The 20,451-nt window shown below is 63.6% G+C and carries 15 protein-coding genes; 10 read left to right on the forward strand and 5 right to left on the reverse strand.

The features are described from left to right. Positions 1–131: 131 nt before the first annotated feature. Positions 132–587, reverse strand: coding sequence for an Lrp/AsnC family transcriptional regulator (locus U0023_RS01400; RefSeq protein WP_009764150.1), 456 nt, complete (start codon positions 585–587; stop codon positions 132–134). Between the two features lie 449 nt (positions 588–1,036). On the opposite strand from U0023_RS01400, the gene U0023_RS01405 reads away from it, so the two are divergent. From U0023_RS01405 to U0023_RS01420, 4 genes are read left to right on the forward strand one after another with little or no spacing between them, the layout of a single operon-like run. After that, a complete protein-coding gene (locus U0023_RS01405) occupies positions 1,037–1,909 on the forward strand; it encodes a MetQ/NlpA family ABC transporter substrate-binding protein (protein WP_009764149.1) in 873 nt (290 codons plus the stop codon). Between the two features lie 31 nt (positions 1,910–1,940). Next, on the forward strand, positions 1,941–3,341 hold the full coding sequence (locus tag U0023_RS01410; protein ID WP_009764148.1) for an LLM class flavin-dependent oxidoreductase: 1,401 nt from the start codon (positions 1,941–1,943) through the stop codon (positions 3,339–3,341). 27 nt (positions 3,342–3,368) lie between these two features. Further along, positions 3,369–4,682 carry an acyl-CoA dehydrogenase family protein gene (locus U0023_RS01415; protein ID WP_009764147.1) on the forward strand — a complete coding sequence of 438 codons (1,314 nt, stop codon included), beginning with the start codon at positions 3,369–3,371 and terminating at the stop codon, positions 4,680–4,682. A 19-nt stretch (positions 4,683–4,701) separates the two neighbouring features. Further along, positions 4,702–5,355, forward strand: coding sequence for a methionine ABC transporter permease (locus U0023_RS01420; protein WP_009764146.1), 654 nt, complete (start codon positions 4,702–4,704; stop codon positions 5,353–5,355). Positions 5,356–5,405: 50 nt separating this feature from the next. On the opposite strand, the gene U0023_RS01425 is transcribed toward U0023_RS01420, so the two are convergent. Further along, positions 5,406–9,704 (reverse strand): translocation/assembly module TamB domain-containing protein, encoded by a 4,299-nt coding sequence (locus U0023_RS01425; RefSeq protein ID WP_009764145.1) that lies wholly within the window; start codon positions 9,702–9,704, stop codon positions 5,406–5,408. After that, positions 9,704–11,683 carry an autotransporter assembly complex protein TamA gene (locus U0023_RS01430; RefSeq protein ID WP_009764144.1) on the reverse strand — a complete coding sequence of 660 codons (1,980 nt, stop codon included), beginning with the start codon at positions 11,681–11,683 and terminating at the stop codon, positions 9,704–9,706. The genes U0023_RS01425 and U0023_RS01430 overlap by 1 nt, the downstream gene beginning before the upstream one ends. 618 nt (positions 11,684–12,301) lie before the next feature. Between U0023_RS01430 and U0023_RS01435 the strand changes: the two genes are divergently transcribed. Genes U0023_RS01435 through U0023_RS01455 form a run of 5 tightly spaced genes read left to right on the forward strand, consistent with a single transcriptional unit; the run spans position 12,302 to position 16,709 of the window. Then, positions 12,302–13,117 (forward strand): cytochrome c oxidase subunit II, encoded by an 816-nt coding sequence (locus tag U0023_RS01435; RefSeq protein WP_009764143.1) that lies wholly within the window; start codon positions 12,302–12,304, stop codon positions 13,115–13,117. 36 nt (positions 13,118–13,153) lie between these two features. Further along, positions 13,154–14,935 carry a cytochrome c oxidase subunit I gene (gene ctaD, locus U0023_RS01440; RefSeq protein WP_009764142.1) on the forward strand — a complete coding sequence of 594 codons (1,782 nt, stop codon included), beginning with the start codon at positions 13,154–13,156 and terminating at the stop codon, positions 14,933–14,935. Continuing rightward, positions 14,928–15,626, forward strand: coding sequence for a cytochrome c oxidase subunit 3 (locus U0023_RS01445; protein ID WP_009764141.1), 699 nt, complete (start codon positions 14,928–14,930; stop codon positions 15,624–15,626). The genes ctaD and U0023_RS01445 overlap by 8 nt, the downstream gene beginning before the upstream one ends. Positions 15,627–15,640: 14 nt before the next feature. Continuing rightward, the gene (locus U0023_RS01450) at positions 15,641–16,363 is read left to right on the forward strand and encodes a heme-copper oxidase subunit III family protein (RefSeq protein WP_009764140.1); all 723 of its coding nucleotides are present in this window, start codon (positions 15,641–15,643) and stop codon (positions 16,361–16,363) included. 10 nt (positions 16,364–16,373) lie between these two features. Further along, on the forward strand, positions 16,374–16,709 hold the full coding sequence (locus tag U0023_RS01455) for a cytochrome C oxidase subunit IV family protein (RefSeq protein ID WP_009764139.1): 336 nt from the start codon (positions 16,374–16,376) through the stop codon (positions 16,707–16,709). A 57-nt stretch (positions 16,710–16,766) separates the two neighbouring features. Here U0023_RS01455 and U0023_RS01460 read toward each other — a convergent pair whose 3' ends face one another. Continuing rightward, the gene (locus U0023_RS01460) at positions 16,767–17,591 is read right to left on the reverse strand and encodes a DUF2189 domain-containing protein (RefSeq protein WP_009764138.1); all 825 of its coding nucleotides are present in this window, start codon (positions 17,589–17,591) and stop codon (positions 16,767–16,769) included. A gap of 262 nt (positions 17,592–17,853) precedes the next feature. On the opposite strand from U0023_RS01460, the gene tam reads away from it, so the two are divergent. Then, on the forward strand, positions 17,854–18,627 hold the full coding sequence (gene tam, locus U0023_RS01465; RefSeq protein WP_009764137.1) for a trans-aconitate 2-methyltransferase: 774 nt from the start codon (positions 17,854–17,856) through the stop codon (positions 18,625–18,627). Positions 18,628–19,083: 456 nt separating this feature from the next. Here the strand turns inward: tam and U0023_RS01470 are convergent, their stop codons facing one another. After that, complete coding sequence (locus U0023_RS01470; protein WP_009764135.1) at positions 19,084–20,451, reverse strand: FGGY-family carbohydrate kinase; 1,368 nt, start codon at positions 20,449–20,451, stop codon at positions 19,084–19,086.

Raw genomic sequence — 20,451 nt, forward strand, 5'->3', positions numbered from 1 at the left:
CCTGCCCGGACTTGATCCGGGGACCAGTGCCGGCCATCCCGATACTGAAAAACGCCGCGCTCTTCTAATCGAGATCACCGGCACGAGGCCGGTGATGACTTGGGAGGTGAGTGTGCGATCGTGCACCCTCCTCACGACCGCAGCACGAACGCCGTGGTCGACTTGATGCGTTCCATGGCGAAGCGGGACGTGACGTTCTTGAGCGGGATGGCCTTGACCAGCTGCTTGTAGAAGTGGTCGTAGGCGGCCATGTCGGGCACGACGACGCGCAGGATGTAGTCCACGTCGCCGGCCATGCGGTAGATTTCCATCACCTCGGGAATGCCGGAGACGAAATCCGCGAATTGCTGCATCCAGGACTCGGAATGGTCGTAGGCCTCCACGGCCACGAAGGCCGTGAGGCTGAGGCCGATCTTGTCCGGATCGACCAGCGCCACCCGCCGCTGAATGACACCCGAGGATTCCAGCCGCTGGATCCGCTTCCAGCACGGCGTCTGGGACAGGTTCACCCGCTGGGCGAGTTCCGCCACGGAGATGCTGGCATCCTCCTGCAGGTACCTCAGGATTTTGGCATCGATTGCGTCCATCGACCGTCCTAAGCAGCGTTTCGCGAGTCCCTTTATGTTCTTTATATAGAACAAGGTCAAGTCGCATGGACAAGCGGCACCCCAGACCGTTGGACCCTGAGCCACCTTCCCCTCCCTTAAAAAGCCGGCAACTTCAATGAAGCCATGAGGAGAAGGAATTTTCCGCCCGCCTCTTTAGCATCAGGAGAAGTTTTTTCTTTGCCTCCGTGTTCTAAAAAAAGAACAATCTAATTGACCCCGACCGGTTCGCCCGTCACCATTTCGGCAAGTCTCCACGATGCGACATGGGTCATTAGCATCAGAGCATGGAAGTATCTGTCCGTCGTGGAATAGATCTTCAAAGCTCTCAAAGCTCATGGCGCAAAAAGACGAAGGCCGATAAGCTTCTTTCGTCCTCTGGAGACAAGAAACTCGATCTGATTTTTCTTACGAACCAGAGGTCCCGTCCAATGCCGATCAAAGCTCTCTCCGCCTGGAGCCCCCGCCGGTCAGCTGCAAAGTCCCTGCCGCTCCTGGCCCTTCTCGCCGCTTCCGCCTGGGCCCTCGTGGCGGCTCCGGCTCATGCGGAGCCGCCCCTGAAGATCGGCATCAATTCGGGCCTCTCGGCCGATGCGGTCCATCAGGCCGCCAAGGAAGCCAAGGAGCAGGGGCTCGACGTGAAGGTGATCGAGTTCACCGACTGGATCACGCCCAATGCCGCCCTCGTGAACAAGGACATCGACGCGAACTACTTCCAGCACATCCCCTTCCTGGAGGACGCCAAGAAGGCGCGCGGCTACGATTTCGTGTCCATCGGCGTGGGCACCATGTCCAAGGTCGGCCTCTACTCGAAGAAGTACAAGAGCGTTGCGGACCTTCCCAACGGCGCGAAGGTCGCCATCGCCAATGATCCGGTGAACGGCGGACGCGGCCTCGTTCTTCTCGAACGGGTCGGCCTGATCAAGCTGAAGGAAGGCCTGGACTACAAGGCAACCGTTGCGGACATCGTGTCCAATCCGAAGAACATCAAGATCACCGAACTCGTCGCGCAGCAGCTGCCGACCGCCCTCGACGACGTCGATCTCGGACAGGGCTATCCCGCGACCCTCAAGCAATACGACATCGATCCGAACTCGGCCCTGATCTTCGACAACGTCCAGAAGCGCTTCGCCATCCAGTGGGTGGTGCGCGCCGAAGACGCCGAGAACCCACGGATCAAGAAGTTCGTCTCGATCTACCAGAACTCGCCTGAGGTCAAAGCCATACTCAAGAAGCATTTCGGCGACATGACCGTTCCTGCGTGGGATCTCCCGAAGGAAACCGCCGCCAATCCGACGAACTGACCATCAACTGACGATCGAGCCGGGTGAGGCCATGACCAAGAAGATCAACATCTACGCCTTCGACATGAACTGCGTGGGCCACATCAATCATGGAATGTGGACCCACCCGCGCGATCAGTCTCCGTCCTATACGAGCCTGGATTACTGGGTGAACCTCGCGAAGATCGCCGAGCGGGGCAAGCTCGACGGCATCTTCCTCGCCGACATCGTCGGCGTCTACGATGTCTACAAGGGCGGTCCCGAGACCGCCATCGCGGCCGGCGCGCAGGTTCCCGTCAACGACCCCATGCTCGTCGTGCCCGCCATGGCCCATGCGACGAAGCATCTCGGCTTCGGCGTCACCGTCAACACGACCTACGAGCAGCCTTATCTGCATGCCCGCCGCATGTCGACGCTCGATCATCTCACGAACGGGCGCATCGGCTGGAACATCGTGACGGGCTATCTCGACAGCGCCGCCCGCGGCATGGGATTACCCGAGCAGCTCGATCACGATCATCGTTACGACATCGCCGACGATTATCTCGACGTGCTCTACAAGCTCTGGGAAGGCAGCTGGGACGATGATGCCGTCGTCCGCGACCGCGCCCACGGCATCTATGCGCGCCCGGACAAGGTCAGGGCCATCAGGCACGATGGGCCCTATTACCAGATCGACGCCATTCACCTGAGCGAGCCGTCTCCGCAGCGCACGCCCGTCCTGTATCAGGCCGGCTCCTCGACCCGCGGGCGCGAGTTCGCCGCCAGGCACGCCGAATGCGTGTTCACGGGCGGTCCCAACCCGGGCGTCGCGAAAGACATCATTGCGGACATCAGGGCCCGCGCCGCGAGCCACGGACGCAATCCCCGCGACGTGAAGGTCTTCGTCGGCATGAGCGTCGTGGTCGGCCGCACGGAAAAGGAAGCACAGGACAAGCTGGAGGAATATCGCCGCCATGCGAGTGTGGAAGGCGCGCTGGCCCACTTCTCGAGTTCGTCAGGCGTGGACTTCGCGAAATACGATCTCGACGAGCCGATCCAATACGAGAAGAACAATGCCAACAATTCGACCCTGGAAGCCATCACCAAGCGCAGTGCCGGCACGGTCTGGACCGTTCGCAAACTGATCGACCAGATGATCCTGGGCAGCCGTCAGAAGCCGTTCGTCGGCACGCCCGAGCAGATCGCCGACCATATCGCCTCATGGGTCGAGACCGCCGATATCGACGGCATCAACCTGCCGCGCACGGTGGCGCCGGAAAGTCTCGCCGACTTCGTCGATCTCGTCGTTCCCGCCCTCCAGGAGCGCGGCCTGTTCAAGGCCGATTACGCGGACGGGACGCTTCGCGAGAAGCTGTTCGGCGAGGGCCGCAGCCGTCTTCCGGCCGAGCATTGGGGCGCTCGCTATCGCCCGAACGCGGCGCAGCCTGCGCCCGCTCGGGAAATCGCCTGATCCATTTTCATTTTCACGGAAGCATCGATGTCCGCTGCCACGAGCCTTTTCCCACCAGATCCTCATGTCGAGCCCAGCGACGCTCCGCACCGGCTTGAGTCCACGCCGATCTCCTACGAGGCGCTGGCGCAGCGCTTCCGGCCGATCTTCGCGAAGATTGCCGAGGGTGCCGTGGCGCGCGAGCAGTCGCGGACATTGGCCGTCGATGCCGTCGCCTGGCTGCGCGACGCGGGCTTCGGAGCTTTACGCGTTCCGCAGGCCTATGGCGGCCTCGGCGCCAGCCTGCCCCAGACCTTCCGGCTCCTCGTCGAGCTGGGCGAGGCGGATTCCAACCTGCCTCAGATCTTCCGCGCCCATTTCGCCTTCGTCGAAGAGCGCCTGAACGGCAAGAATGAAGCCGACCGTCGGCGGTGGTTCTCCCTCATCGTGGACGGGGCTCTCTTCGGCGCCGCCATGGCGGAGAAGACGGAGGGAACCGAGACGACCGTGACCCTCACGAAGAACGGCGATCACTGGCTCCTCGACGGCTACAAGTTCTACAGCACCGGGACGATCTATGCCTCGTGGATCGTGGCGGTCGCCCTGGAGGGAACGGACTATGTCTCTCTGGTCCTTCCCACGACAGCCCAGGGCGTCACGATCGAGGACGACTGGGACGGTTTCGGCCAGCGCCTGACCGGCAGTGGCACGACGCGTTTCGACAAGGTCGCGATCCGCGAGGACCAGATCCTGCGCCGCGTCTCCGTCGAGCAGCCGCCGAAGGCCTCGTACATCATCGCCTATTACCAGCTGTTCCATCTCGCGGCCCTCGCGGGCATCGCCCGGGCGGTCCTGAACGACGCCATCGCGTTCACCCGCGCCAAGACCCGGACCTTCGCGGTTCCGGGCAAGTCGAGCCCGCGCCACGACCCTCTGGTTCAGAGCGTGATCGGGCGCCTCGCGAGCCTGTCCTTCACGGCGGCTACGCTGGTAGACGGCGTTGCCGCTGCGATTGAATCCTCCTACCAGGCCGCTGCCAACGGCCAGGACGCGACGGAGCTTTATACGGCGGCCAACATCAAGGCCTATCAGGCGCAGCAGATCGTGATCGAGCAGGTGCTCGAAGCGACCACATTGCTGTTCGAGATCGGCGGCGCCTCGGCCACGAGCGAGACGCGGCGCCTCGACCGATACTGGCGCAATGCGAGGGTTCTCGCCTCCCACAATCCCGCCATCCAGCGCGAGCGCGCCATCGGCGATTACTGGCTGAACGGCACGCCGCCCGTGGGCGTCCTCCAGGCCGTCATCCAGAGCGAAGCCCAGGCGAAGATCGCCGCCGAGTCCTCCTCGCAGGCCCCGTGACAGGAAAGGGAGACCAGCCATGCCCACCAACTTCATCCCGATGTTCTGGGAAGCCTTCCTGGAGAGCCTGACCATGGTCGGCGCGGCCGGTCTCTTCGCCTTCGCGGCCGGTATTCCCCTGGCCGTCGTCCTCGTCACCACCAGTGCCGGCGGCATCTACGAGATGCCACGCCTCAACCGGGTGCTGGGCAGCGTCATCAACGGCTTCCGCTCGACGCCCTTCATCATCCTCCTGGTCGCCCTCATACCCTTCACGCGCCTGATCGTCGGCACATCCATCGGGCTCTGGGCCGCGGTCGTGCCCCTGAGCATCGCCGCGACGCCCTTCTTCGCCCGCATCGCGGAGGTGAGCCTGCGGGAAGTCGATCACGGTCTTGTGGAGGCCGCGCAGGCGATGGGTGCGAGCCGCTGGCAGATCATCGTCCACGTGCTTCTGCCGGAAGCCCTGCCCGGGATCATCCGGGGCTTCACGATCACGCTGGTATCGATGATCGGCTCCTCGGCCATGGCCGGCGCCGTGGGAGCCGGCGGGTTGGGCGACCTCGCCATGCGATACGGCTACCAGCGCTTCGACACCACCGTCATGGTCAGCGTCATCGCGATCCTGATCGTCATCGTCACGGTGGTCCAATCGACGGGCGATCTCATCGCGAGCCGGTTCGACCGGCGATGACCTAGAAAAGGTGGGGCCGCCCCTCTCATATCCAGCGCATCACGCCTCGATCAGTATTCCATCTCGAAGCCCAAGCCCACCGAACTGCCGCCTTCGGCGTTGATCTCACCCTGAGCCTTCAGGCGACGCGTCAGGTCGATATCGACCGTGACCCCGCTCTCCTCCGGCAGGGCACCGGCCTTCACACCCACCCGCACGTTGTCGCTGATGTAGCGCGAGACGCCCACGCCCGGCCCGCCTCCGGCGCCAACCGTGATGTCGAGGCTGTCGACACCAAGCGAGCGGCGCAGTTGCTCGAAGGCATCATTTCCGGTCCCGCCCGAGAGCTGGGCAACGGCCTGCGCGAGCTGCAGAGCCTGCCCGGCCGACAACCCGCCCGACGGCCGCTGGAACAGGATGCGGGAGAGAACCTCGTCCTGAGGCAGGTCCGGACTGGAGCTGAACGTGAATTCCGGGCTCGAAGCCGGGCCGGTCACGCCGATGCGGGCGGTCACGTCGCCGGCCTGCGTCTCAGCCAGGAAATCGAGCGACGGTGTCAGGTCGCCGGTAAAATCGAGCCGTCCGCGCACGAAATCGAGCCGCTTGCCCAGGATGTCGAAACGCCCGCGCCGGAGTTCGAAGGCTCCGATCGCGACCGGATCCTGCGTCGTGCCCTGAAGCCGCAGGTCGCCGCCGAGTTCGGCATTGATGCCGCGCCCGCGGACGAAGATCCGGTTCTGCGCAGTCAACGTCAGGTCGAGCTCCGCGCGGAACGGGGTGCCCCGCGAGGAAGCGGATTGCCGCCGCTGCGCGAGGGCCAGCCGCGCGGCCGCGGTCGGGGTCGGCCGCACATGCTTGGTGCCGGGAAGCGGCCTCAAGGTGGTCGGCAGCCGGTCCGGCACCGAGACGTTCATCGAGACGATGTCGATGCGCCCAGCGGCCCGCGGCCTGCTCATGAGCGGCCCCGAGAGGGTCAGGTCCAAATCCGCCGTCGCGTCGACGGTCTCGTTGGAGACGAGCTGGGCGCGATTGCCCGTGATCCGGATGTCGCCGGGCAGGCCCGCGGCGGGATCGATCGTGACCTGTCCCCTGGCCGCAAGGGAGCCGCCGCTCGGCGTCTGCGCGGTCAGGTTCTCGATGGTGAGCACCTTCCCGCGCGCGACGAACCGGCCGGCGATGCCGCTGAGCCGGATGCCCTGCAGCGAGTCGGTGAAGCTGCCGCTGGCGAGCGTGACGCTGCCCTCGATGCGCGGATCCGCGAAGGTGCCGGCAATCGACAGATCGAGATTGGCAGCGCCCGTCAGACGTTGACCGGATGTGGACAGGAAGGAATTGGCGATGGTCAGGTCCGTGCGGCCCGATACCCTGAGAGCAAGCTCCTCCGCCGGGCTGAGAGGCACGCTTCCCGTCACCTGCAAGGCGCTGCCGCGTCCAATTGCAATCCTGGCGTCGACGCCGGCCCGCCGGTCGGCGAGCCGACCCTGCGCGTCGATGGTGAGCGCGGGCAGGCCCGCCCGGCGGGTCTCCGCCGTCGCAAGCCCCGAGACGGCAACGCGGTAGGCGCCCGTCGGATTTGCCACCGTTCCGCCGATGGACGCATTCCCGTTGACCGTGCCGGCGAGGCCGAGATTGGGCACTACGATGTCGGCTACCTGAAGCGGGAGACGGCGGATATCGACCGTGAGATCGAGCCTGTCGGCGACGGTGCCGTTCACCGTGATGCGCCCCTGGTCCGCCGCGATCACGAGATTGGACAGGGTGACGGCGCCGTTCTGCAGCGTGATGGCCGCGGGCTGCGCAAGAGCCAGGCGGCGGTTGCCGCGACGGGCCGTGAAGCTGGCAAGCTCGATCCGCGTCGCATCGCCCGGAACGACCCGTCCCTGCGCATCGAGGTTGAAGCCCTGCCCCACCGCGGAGGCGGTGAATTGCGAGGCGGCAGGCGTGCCGTTGGCCACGAAGCGCACGGCGCTGTACGTCTGCCCCGCAGCCGTCAGCGACTCCGCGGAGACGTTGCCGTCGATCATCGGGCGGCGGTAGAGATCCTGGAGGGTCAGTCTCGCATCGAAGTCCCGCACCGAAATGTCCGCCACGGCGAAGCGCGCGCCCTTGGCGGTGATCCGCGCATCCTGACCGCCATCGTGAGCGCTCAGCGAAACGACGGCATCGAGCGCGCCATCGAGCTTGGTGAGCACGAGCGGCGAGAGATCGTCGAAATTGCTGCCCGACAGGGAAATCTCACCCTGCGCCAGCTGGTCGTTGCCGAGCCGTAGATCGCCCTTCAATGCCACGGAACCGATATTGACGGCGAGCCGATCCAGGAGCCATCCGCCATCCGAGGGCCTTGCCAGATGGAGAGAGCCCGTCGCAGGTTTCCCATCCACCCGTCCATCGAGGGTCAATGCCGCGTCGAGCGCTCCCGTGACGTCCCTGGCGTCGATATTGATCGCAAGGCGTGGAATTGAGCGGTTGAGGGCGCGCATGTCGGTGAGCGTCGCAACGCCTTTCACGTCCGGCTTTTCGAGGGAGCCGCCGAGGCGGGCCGTCACATTCGCGCGGCCGGCGGCGATGCGCGGATCGACGCGCCTCAACTCGTCGATGGTGATGTCGAGGCCGAGATCGGCCGCGAATTGCGTGGCGCGCCCATCGACACGTGCATCGAGATGCGCACCGTCCACGCGGAAATTCTCGAACGCGTAGCCGTTGGGAATGCGTCGCAGGGTTCCGGCTGCCGTGACGCTGCGCCCGAGGAGTCCGTCGGCCGCCGGTGTACCGGTCGACAGTTCCCGCAAGCGCGCATCGATCACGGCCGCCATGTCGTACCGGCGTGGATTGCCCGACAGCTGCGCCGTCAGGGTCGCGGCTCCCTGCAAGGGCCGGCCGGCCAGGCCGGAGAAGGATGCCAGCCCCGGAATGCGGGCATCGAGCGTGCCGTCGAGAATGGTGCCGCCCACGCGTCCGGTGAAACTCGCCTGAGCGGTGGACGTCTCGATGCGCGCCGTCTCCACATTGGCGATGCCGTCGAGACCGAAGGAACCGCGCGAGGTGATGGAGAGCGTCGGTCCAATTGCCCTGGCGAGCGTCCGGTCGACGGGCCGGATGCCCGCGGCGTTGGCGTCGATGGAGAAGGAGAACTGGCTTGGAGGGGTTGAGCCGTCCGCTGGGTTCATGGTCACGCGTGCCGTCAGCGTGTCCAGGGAGCCCTCGGGGAGCCTGATCTCGGCTGCGTCGAGCGTTCCGTTGATGCGCGGCGCCGTCAACGGGCCCTGCACCGTGCCGTCGAAATTGAACCGGGCGATCTCCGCCTCTCCGGCTCGCGTCTTCGTGCCGTCGGTCGGCAGGGCGCGGGCGTTGAGGGTGAGATCGAGAACCTGGCCGGAGCTGACCGTTCCGGTCATATCGAAACGCGCGACATTCGACGTGATGCGCACCGGCTGGAACCGCAGGCTGCTGTCGTCGCCGACGGTCACGTTGCCGACGAGCTGGGTCGTGCCGCTGAAGACCGGCGCGGCCGGCGCGGGCAGCAATCCTTCGATGCGGGCCGCAAGATCCAGGTTCACATCGTAGCCAGACGTGGCGCGCCGGACGGCCGCCGTCCCGGCGGCGCCGATCGTCGGCCCGGCGGCGAAGTCGAGCCTTGCTGCGAAATCGCTCATGGGTCCCTGGCCGGTGAGCTTCAGGTCGACAGGCGGAAGCCCGGGCAGATCCATCAGCCGGGCCGCGATACCGCCGGCGGGTTCCCGGTGCGTGAGGTCGAGGGCGAGCCGTTTCGTTTGCGGCACATAGGTGAGATCGATCGAAAGCCGGCCGGGAGCATCGAGGCGCTGTGCCTGAAAATTCAGGTCGAGACCTTCGGACGGATCGCCCAACTGTGCCGACCCCGCCGCTGAAAGCCGGGCCTCCGTGCCGAGCACCGGCTGACCGAGGGCGAGTTCCTGCAGGGCGAAACGGTCCACGATCACCTTGACCGGCAACTCGGGCAGGATCGGCTCGTCGGAAACGGGCGCATCCTCCTCGGCGGGCAGCGGCCTGCGCGAAATCTGAAGCTTGTCGATGGTGAGTTCATCGACCTGCAGGCGCCCGCGCAGCAGCGCCGTGCGGCTCCAGACCAGCCGGGCGCGATCGAGGTTGAGCCACACGCCGTCCCGATCGGCGATGCGGATATCCCGGATCACCGCGTCCGACGTCAGGGCTCCCTCGATGCTGCCGATGGTGACGCGGGTGGTCGGCGTCGAGAGAAGACGCGAGATCAGGCTCGCCAGGATGCCCTGATCGCTCTGTGCCTGGCTCGGACGGTCGCTCGCCAGCCAGAAGGCCGCGATGGCCAGGATGACGAGGGACATGAGAGCGAGAGAGCGTATCCGCTTGAACATCAGAAGGCCTGCCCGATTCCAACGTAAATGGCGTAGGACGGATCGCCGGGCCCCGGATTGACCGGGATCGCGACGTCCAGGCGGATGGGCCCGACGGCCGTGTAATAGCGCAGGCCCAGGCCCGCACCGACGCGGATGGGCTCGTCGAAATTCGGGAAGCTCGAGTCGAAAGCCGTTCCCGCGTCCACGAAGGGCACGATGCCGATGGTGTTGGTGATCTTGATGCGCGCCTCGAGCGAGGCTTCGAGCAGGCTTCGGCCGCCGATGGGGTCTCCGAGGAAGGTCGGGCTCAGGGAGCGATAGCGGTAGCCGCGCACGGAACCGCCGCCGCCGGCATAGAAGCGCCGGTTGGCGGGAATCTCGTCGAGATCGGCGCCGACGATGGAGCCGAGTCCGATGCGTCCGGCAAGGATGTATCGGGCGTCCTCGTCAAGGGAGAAATAAGCGGACGCAGTTCCCCTTGCGACCGTCATGGGCACCGACGAACCGAGGAACTCCGGATAGGGCGCCACGGAGGCGATCACCCTCATGCCCTTGGTGGGATTGAGGAGGTTGTCGGTCGAGTCGTAGCTGAGGGAAACCGGAAGGCCGACGAGGGTATAGTCGATCTGGCCGAGAATGTCGGTCGCCTGCCCCTTCTCGTACTCGATGCCGCCCTGGATCGAGAAGGTCTCGCTGAAGCGGTGGCGGATGCCTGTGCTCGCATTCGCGAGACGGCTCGTATAGCCCTCCGTCCTGTCGCGCTCGACGAGACCGTCGACCAGCCAATCGTTGCGGGTCCCCCAGAGGGCAGGCTTCAGGAAGCTCGCACGAAACCGTCCGCCGAGATTGTCCCAGGAGAAATCCTGGCTCCGGTCGGGTTGGCCGCCATCTTCGGTGAGATAGAAGACGCTGCCCTCGAGCCGCAGCCGCTCCGCGCCGCCGAACAGGTTCCGGTGGGCCCAGTACGCCCGCACCGCTGGCCCATCGGTCGTCGAATATTGCACCGAGGCGCCGATGACCCGCGGTGGGCGCTCAGTCAGCTCCACGAAGAGAGGAAGATTGCCGTAAGCATCCAGAGCCTCTCCTTCACGGATCCGCACCGAGGACAGCGCCTCGATCTGGGAGATCGACTTGCGCATGGAGGCGAGTTCCGCGGGCGAATAGGGATCGCCCGGCTCCGTGTAGATGAAGGAGCGCACAACGGCCGGGTCGATATTCTCCGCGCCATGGATCGAAATCGTCCCAATTCCTGCCCGAGGTCCAGGATCGACGCTCAGGCTCACGTCCATCGCCTGTGCAGGATGGATGACCACGGGATTCTGCCGCCTGATCTTGGCGAAGGGGTGCGACTGCGACCGGAAATGATCGACGATCCTCGCCTCGGCGGCGACGATGTCGGCGGAACGCGCCGGATCCCCGGGCTTGATCTGTACGACACGGGGCGGGAGTTCCGCCGGCGGGAACGGACGCCCAGTCCTGGCGTCCAGCACCGCAACGTCCCTCAAGGCAAATTGCGAACCCGGATCGGCGACGATCTGAACGGGCACGAGCGCACGCGCGAGATAGCCTGCGGCGGCCCGGGTCGCGGCATCCCTGCGGGGGGACTGCAGAACCATCGGGACGCCGGCCACGTTGATCGTGACACGAGCGTTGTAATACCCGGCGCCCCAGAGCGCGTCGATCAGGCGAGGCAGGTCGGCCTCGGCGCGACTGGCCAAGGCCGCGGCATCGGGCGGCGGATCCGATTGCAGGCTCTGAAGGGTCGAGGCGTCCTTCAGCACCTGCTTGAGATCGCTGTTGTCCCCGCTCACCACGATATCGAGAGAATACGGCAGGGCCTGAGCACTCGGAGGCGGCGGCGCATTGCCGTCCCCACGAAGCCATCCGAAGAGATCAAGTGCGACGGCAGGCGCGAGCGGCATTCCACTCAACAGAACGCCGACCACGACGGGAAACACGATCCGTCGGTTGTTACGCAGCCGTCGCAAGTGAAGCATGACCTCCCTGGCCAAAACAGATTCATGTTTCTTGGTCGCGAGGCCGAACCCGTCCCGACTAGGCCGGGATCCTGATCGGCTCAGATTGTCGAGAGGCACCTAACCACAGTTTCCCTAGCGGCAAAACCCTGACACTGCGTTTTTGACGGACAGTTGACCGAAGATCACAGACTGTCCCGAGGAAAATATACTTGCAATAGATGGAACCCGGCCTTGAGGTTAATGGCTGAACGACGCGTATCCCGACAGCAGCGTCGTGACACTATAGTGGAACTGGAGCCCATTCGACTGGCGATTTCTCACTCATGCCAAATGTGGCTAAAATAAGAACTCTGCCCACCTGCTCCCGATGAAGGGTTAATCTATGTCTGGCGACGCCCCGAAAGCCAAGGCTCATTGACCTGACATTCCGACGGGTGTAGTTTTTCACCCCATATACTGGCGTAGTCCAAGTTGCTCCCATGTAGAGTGAACAACGACGAGCCGGCGTTGCCTGCATCCATGTTTTGGTTGAAGTTTCTTCACGAGTGAACCCAGCCAAAAACCATGTAATGGCGTACAAGAGTCACTGCTTTCTGCTTCAAATCCGAGGCCTCTCACGGCAAGGATGGGTCAGGAATGGCTGTAGCGCTCGTCTTGGTTCTGATCGCTGTCGGCTCTGTCATCTTCCACCTCGTCAGCCCCTGGTGGTGGACCCCGATCGCTTCGAACTGGCGCTACATCGACGACACGATCATCATCACCTTCTGGATCACGGGCGCTGTCTTCGTCGCGGTCGTCCTCTTCATGGCCTATTGCGTCTACCGCTTCCGTCATCGGGCCGGGCAGCAGGCCCATTACGAACCGGAGAACAAAAGGCTCGAATGGTGGCTGACCCTCGTCACGGCCGTCGGGGTCGCCGCCATGCTGACGCCGGGCCTTTTCGTCTGGCGGCAGTTCATCACCGTTCCGGAGGATGCGACCGACATCGAAGTCGTGGGCCAGCAATGGCAATGGAGTTTCCGGCTGCCGGGACCGGACGGGAAGCTGGCCACCTCCGACGCCCGGCTGATCAGCCCCGACAATCCGCTCGGGATCAACAAGGACGATCCGAAATCGCAGGATGACGTCGTCATCGAGGGCGGCGAATTGCACCTGCCGGTCGGCAAGCCGGTGAAGGCGCTCCTGCGCTCCATCGATGTCATCCACGATTTCTATGTGCCGGAGCTGCGCGCCAAGATGGATCTCGTGCCGGGACAGGTCTCCTATATCTGGTTCACGCCCACGAGGACCGGAAGCTTCGACATTCTCTGCGCGGAACTCTGCGGCGTCGGCCACCCGCAGATGCGGGGAACGCTCGTGATCCAGGAGCAAAAGGATTATCAGGCATGGCTGCAGCATCAGGCGGCGCGCAGCTTTGCGCGCCTTTCGCCTGCGAGCGGCGGGCCCGATTGAACGGAGATAGAGGAAGCAGCCGGGGAGAGAACCCTGATGGTTGATGTCCCACTTGGTCCGGCCGGAGCTGTCGCACCGTCCGACGTCGAAGATGTCGAGCTCTACCATCCTCACAGCTGGGTGACGAAATACGTCTTCAGCCAGGACGCGAAGGTCATTGCGATCCAGTACGCGTTCGTCGCCCTCTCGGTCGGGCTGATCGCCCTCGTGCTGTCGTGGCTGATGCGGCTGCAGCTTGGCTTTCCCGGCGTCTTCGCCTTCATCGACGCCAACGCCTATTACCAGTTCATCACCATGCACGGCATGATGATGGTGGTCTACGTTCTCACCGCCCTCTTTCTCGGCGGCTTCGGCAATTACCTCATTCCCCTGATGGTCGGCGCACGCGACATGGTCTTTCCCTATGTCAACATGCTGAGCTTCTGGGTCTATTTCCTCGCCGTCCTGGTTCTCGTCGCAAGCTTCTTCGCCCCGGGCGGCCCAACCGGCGCCGGCTGGACCCTCTATCCGCCGCAGGCCATCTTGTCGGGCACGCCCGGCGGACAGGATTGGGGCATCATCCTGATGCTCTCCTCCCTGATGATCTTCATCATCGGCTTCACCATGGGCGGCTTGAATTATGTGGTGACGGTGCTGCAGGCGCGGGCGCGCGGCATGACGCTGATGCGCATGCCGCTCACCGTCTGGGGGATCTTCACCGCGAGCTTCATGGCGCTGCTCGCCTTCCCGGCTCTGTTCGTCGGTGCCGTGATGATGCTCTTCGACCGCGTCTTCGGGACGAGCTTCTTCGTGCCAGCCATCGTCGAGATGGGTCAGCCGCTCGAACGCAACGGTGGGTCCCCTCTGCTCTTCCAGCATCTGTTCTGGTTCTTCGGGCACCCGGAGGTCTACATCGTCGCCCTGCCTGCCTTCGGCATCGTGTCGGACCTGATCAGCACCCATGCGCGGCGCAACATCTTCGGCTATCGCATGATGGTCTGGGCGCTTCTCGCCATCGGCGCCTTGAGCTTCGTGGTCTGGGCGCACCACATGTATGTGAGCGGCATGAACCCGTATTTCGGGTTCTTCTTCGCCACCACGACGCTGATCATCGCCGTTCCGACAGCGATCAAGGTCTACAACTGGATCCTGACTCTCTGGCGCGGCAACATCCATCTGACGCTGCCCATGCTGTTCGCGCTCGCCTTCATCGTCACCTTCGTGAACGGCGGCCTCACCGGGCTGTTCCTCGGCAACGTGGTGGTGGACGTTCCGCTGTCCGACACGATGTTCGTCGTGGCGCATTTCCACATGGTCATGGGCGTGGCCCCGATCCTCGTGATCTTCGGAGCGATCTATCATTGGTATCCGAAGGTGACCGGGCGCATGCTGAACGAAACGCTCGGCCGGATCCATTTCTGGGTCACGTTCCTAGGTGCCTATGCGATCTTCTTCCCGATGCATTATCTCGGATTGATGGGCATCCCGCGCCGGTATCATGACATCGCCGACATAGCCTTCGTTCCGCCGTCGGCGCACACGCTCAACGCCTTCATCACCATCGCGGCCCTGATCGTCGGCGCGACGCAGCTGGTCTTCGTCTTCAATCTGTTCTGGAGCCTGCGTCACGGCCGGCCTTCCGGCGGCAATCCCTGGCGGGCGACGACGCTGGAATGGCAGACGCCGGAGACGCCGCCGCCGCACGGCAATTGGGGCAAGACCGTTCCGACAGTCTATCGCTGGGCCTACGATTACAGCGTGCCGGGCGCCGACCAGGATTTCCTGCCGCAGAACCAGCCCGGGATCACGCGCATCGTACCGGGATCGTCCCATGGGTAGCATCCTCTTGTTCCTGAGCGGACTCGCCGTCATCGGCGCCTGGTGGCTCTCGCGGCAGGGGCTGGCATCGAAGCCCTGGCTGGAACAGGGCGTCGCGGGCGACCTTCCGGACGAAGCGCCTGCGCCTCCCTACAGGGTCGGGCTTCTGATCCTGCTCGCGGTGATCGGCTCCCTGTTCGCGCTCTTCATCAGCGCCTATGCCATGCGCATGCAGTTGCCCGACTGGCGCAGCTTGCCGGTGCCTCGCATTCTCTGGCTGAACACAACCATGCTCGCCCTGAGCAGCCTCGCTCTTCACGGGGCGAGGCGCGCGGCCGAACGCGGCGAGATGGCCGAGCTGAGGGCAAGTCTCCTCGCCGGCGGCATCTCGGCCCTCGCCTTCCTGTCGGGCCAGCTCCTGGCATGGCGCCAATTGAGCGGTGAAGGCTATTTTCTGGCCGCCAATCCGGCCAACGCCTTCTTCTACATCCTGACCGGGCTGCACGGCCTCCATCTGCTCGGCGGTCTGGCGGCCCTGGGCAGGACCACCGAAAAGGCATGGCGCGAAGTGGTGACGGATCGGCTGCGGCTGTCCGTAGAGCTCTGCGCCACCTACTGGCACTTCCTGCTTCTCGTCTGGCTGGTCTTTCTGAGCGTGCTGACGGGCTGGGCGGGCAACTTCGTGGACATCTGCCGGCAATTGCTGACGTGAGAGGAATTCTGCCCATGGCGGAACAGGCGGCGACGGACTTGCGAACCACCTATACCGAAACTTCCGGCCTGCGGAGCATCGCGAGCGATTTTTCCTCGGACCGGCAGGCCTTCAGGAACGTGTCCTGGGGCAAGGCCATGATGTGGATCTTCCTTCTCAGCGACACCTTCGTCTTCAGCTGCTTCCTGATCTCCTACATGACGGCCCGCATGTCCACGACGGTGCCGTGGCCCAACACGAGCGAAGTCTTCGCCCTGACCATCGGCGGAAAATCCCTTCCCCTGATCCTGATCGCCATCATGACCTTCGTGCTGATCAGCAGCAGCGGAACCATGGCGATGGCGGTGAATTTCGGCTACCGCCGCGACCGCAGGAAAACCGCCATCCTCATGCTGGTGACGGCGCTCCTCGGCACCACCTTCGTCGGCATGCAGGCCTTCGAATGGACCAAGCTGATCCATGAAGGCGTCCGCCCCTGGGCCAATCCGTGGGGAGCGGCCCAGTTCGGCTCGTCGTTCTTCATGATCACCGGTTTTCACGGCACGCATGTGAGCATCGGCGTCATCTTCCTGCTCGTCATCGCCCGGAAGGTGTGGCGCGGCGATTTCGACCAGGAGCGACGCGGCTTCTTCACGAGCCGGAAAGGGCGTTACGAATCCGTCGAGATCATGGGGCTCTACTGGCACTTCGTCGATCTGGTCTGGGTCTTCATCTTCGCCTTCTTCTATCTTTGGTAAGGAACGCGTCATGGCACAGGGAGGCGCACATGCGCAGGGACAACAGCATCCCATCAAGCTGTATTTGGTCGTGTGGGCCTGGCTGTTCGTCCTGAGCGCCTGCTCCTACTTCGTCGACTACTTCCAGGTTCAGGGACTTCTCCGATACGCCCTGATCGTTCTCTTCATGTTGCTGAAGGCCGGCCTCATCGTGGCGATCTTCATGCATATGGCCTGGGAGCGGCTGTCGCTGGTTTATGCCATTCTGGTGCCGATCAGCGCCGTCCTCGTGTTCGTCGCGATCATGGTTCTCGAATCCGATTACACGCTGCTGTCACGGATCGTCTTTTTCGGATCCGGATCCTGAACGACGAGAAGGCGGCCCGACCACCGGACCGCCTCCCATCCACTCCCTGATAGGGGATTATCTCACCGGGTGCGCATCGTCGGGATGCGGAGGCTCTACGACCCGGCGATAGAGATGCCAGGTCGCGTGTCCGAGAACCGGCATCACGATGGCGAGCCCCACGAAGAGCGGTATGGAGCCGACGAGGAGGGCCGCGGCGACGATGATGCCCCACAAGGCCATGGTGAGCGGATTCATGGCCACGGCCTTGACGGAGGTGTAGACGGCAACGGCCGCGCCCACATCCCGGTCGAGGAGAAGCGGGAACGAGATCACGCTGATGCTCAAGACGGCCACGGCGAAGACGAAGCCGAGGATGTTGCCCCAGATGATCAACTGCATGCCCTCCGGTGTCGTGAGAACCTGATTGATCAGGCCGGCATAGGTATCGGGCACCGCGTAGCCGAAGATGGATTGATAAAGCAGGCGGGCCGTCGTCAGCCAGGTCAGGAAGATCACCAGCAGCAGCACGCCGAGTGCGAGGATCGATGGGATCGAGGGCGACTTCAGGACGTTGAACGCATCCTGCCAGGAGGTCGACAGGCCGAGTTCCCGCCTCCGGCTGATCTCATAAAGACCGATACCCGCGATCGGGCCGATCAGAGCGAAGCCCGAGGCCAGGGGGTAGAGAAGCGGCAGCGCGTCGTTGCTGAAGGTGAGCGCGGCAAGGCAGACCCCGACGACGGGATAGATCAGTCCCAGGAACACCAGATGCGACGGCATGGCCCAGAAATCGTCGAACCCCTTCGCCAAAGCCTCTTTCAAATCGGCAGGCGTGATCTTTCTGACAACCGGATGCGCCGGAGCTTCGCTTGCGCCGGCGACAATATGAAAATTGGCCATAATCGCTCCTCCAGGGATGAACCTTGGCAGTCGAGATCACGGCCTTGCGTGTACCGTCCGGGGTTACGCACAACCGCAACCTGTTGTCGAACTATACGCCGAAACATTATGGCTGTCGCGTCGGATTTCGCCGATAAAGCCTTGTGGCGGCATGAGATCCGTTGAGGCGCAGCTAGGAAAGTTGTACCGCTGCGCCCGCGGCGTGCCGGAACTCCGTCAGAGTGGCCGGATGTCGACGCGGCACGATGAAGGAGACAATCCGTTGGTCGATTGGGATGCGGGACAATACCTGAAGTTCGAGGACGAGCGCACGCGCCCTTCGCTCGACCTGCTCAAACGTGTGCCCCTGGACGCGGCGACGAGCTGCATCGATCTCGGATGCGGGCCCGGGAACAGCACGGAACTGATCGCCCGGCGCTTTTCCTCGGCGCGGATTCTCGGGCTCGACAATTCGCCGGACATGCTCGCCAAGGCGAAGGCGCGGCTGCCCGGGCTGCACTTCGAGGAAGCGGACATCGCAAATTGGGAGACCACCGAGCGCTTTGATCTGATCTTCGCCAACGCCGTTCTGCAATGGCTTCCCGAACACCCTGCCCTTCTCAAACGGCTCGTCTCGTTCTTGAAGGATGGCGGATGCCTCGCCGTGCAGATGCCGAACAATCTGAACGAGCCTTCCCATCGCCTCATGGCCCAGATTGCTCAGGATGGCCCATGGGCGGAGAAGCTCACCTCGCTAGGCCGGGCAAGAGAGACCATCGGATCCTTCGAGGATTATTATGCGTGGTTGCGGCAGGTGGGGTGCTCGGTCGATCTCTGGCAGACGACCTATGTTCATCCTCTGGACGGTGCAGCCGCCATCGTCGAATGGTTCAAGAGCACGGGCCTGAAACCCTATATCGACCCGCTGTCGCCGGAGGAGCGCTCGCATTTCCATCGCCGCTACGAGGCAGCCATTGCTGAAGCCTATCCAGTTCAACCCGATGGCAAGGTTCTGCTGCGCTTCCCGCGGCTCTTCTTCGTTGCGCAACGCCCGTAGGACGAAAGCAAGAAGCCCAATCCTGCGTTTCGCGTTTGGGCTTCATGCGCAAGCTCCGTCTGCAATCAGGCGTCTCGAGAAAGAGCAACGCGGATCGTCAGGGATGATCTTGATCAGGCACTCTGCTCTTCGGCCGTGCGCTCCACGCGCACCGATCGCCTTCTCTCGCGCCTCAGCCGCTTCATCAGAGCGATCGATGCAACCATCGTCCGCTCCAACTCCGACAGGATCGTGTTCGTTTCTGCCGGGACTGATAGGTTCTTTCGTTCCAACTTCATTGGCAACCTGTTTGCTCTACAACGCTACAACTGAATATGACCCAGCTAAGCGTCGCAGTGCGGCTGCAATATGGCGGCTTAAGAGCAATAAAGGATCATCGATCCGTGCAAAAGCGTATTACCACCCGCCATTTAACGATATAGCGATTTAGTCTTGCGTGCGCTCAAGACGTTCCATTCAACTGATCTTCACGTGAGCGTTCCACTCGGCACGATAAAGCGGAAAGTCTTTCTGCAGTTGGCTGGAAGGCGTTTGCAGTCCTTCTCGATGTGCGACTGGTGTCGATGGTGCGAGCGCGAGGAGGGCCGCGCCGACGCTGGTCCCGGTGGCGCTGGAAACGGCAATGACCTCGCGGCCGGTTGCGTTCGACAAGGCCTCTGCATAAAGGGCGTTGCGCGCGAACGGTCCCTCCACGATGATCGGCCCTGCTGCACGGGTGAGATCGAGACAGGCTTGCGTCATCATTGCCGTGTAGAGCGAAGCCGCAACATAGGTCTCGTCCTCATTCAGATCATCCGACGCGTTCACGAGACGATGTGTGGCGTCGGGAAACGGCCCGCACCCTGGCACGACGCTCGGAGTCATGAGAATCCGTCGGTCCAGGACGCGGCGGATTGCCTCCGGCGTCGCCCGGCCCCGGCCCTTTGTCAGCAGTTCGAACTCCCTCCCGCCCATGAAGCGGGCGGACGGCACGGCACGACCGAGTGCATCCACGTTGGCGAGGGTGTCCCGTGTCGGATCGAGGTGATCGAGGTCGCCGCCGACCGCGAAGATCACGACCCACGTTCCCGTCGAGACGACTGCGAACGGCGCTTCATGCTGTCCCAGATGCGGCAGGAGCGACGCGTTCGAGTCGTGAATGCCGCAGTGGACGGGCACAGGCTGCGCAAGCCCGATGATCGCGCTGATCTTCTCCGTCACATGTCCCAGAAGGTCCGAAGGCCTCATGACGGGAGCAAGCTTGTCGCCGATGTCGAGCCGCTCGACGAGCGAGGAGAAGCGCCCCTCCTTCGGCCTCCAGAGATCGGTGTGGCAGCCGAGGGATGTGACCTCCGTGGCGGCCTTTCCCGTCAGCCGCCAGCCCCAATATTGCGGGTACGTGACGACAGCCCGCACTCTGCGGAAGGCTTCCGGAAACAGCGATCTCTGATAATGCAGCTGCGCTCCGAGATTGAGGCCCCCGGGCAGGCGCGGCGAGAAGGTCTCCGTGAAGTCCGGCCTGATCTCGTCATAGGCGGCATCGATCTCTGCCGGATAGCGGAATTCGTAGTCGAGGACCGGCAGCGCCAAGTCATCGTCCCCGAGAAGCGCCCCGCTTGCACCGTGAGCCGTGATCGAAATGGCATCGAATCCGAATTCAGCGTTGAGATCCTTCAGGGACTGCAGGAAGAACGCGAAAATCCCGTCCATGTCGAAATGCGGATAAGGACCATCGGTCAGCACCCTGTTGGGGATCGTGCGGGTGGCGATCTCGCATCGTGCCTCGGCATCGACGATGACGGCCTTCACGTTGGTCTTGCCGACATCGAGCACTGCGACTTTCAT

This window comes from Microvirga lotononidis, assembly GCF_034627025.1.
Lineage (GTDB): Bacteria > Pseudomonadota > Alphaproteobacteria > Rhizobiales > Beijerinckiaceae > Microvirga > Microvirga lotononidis.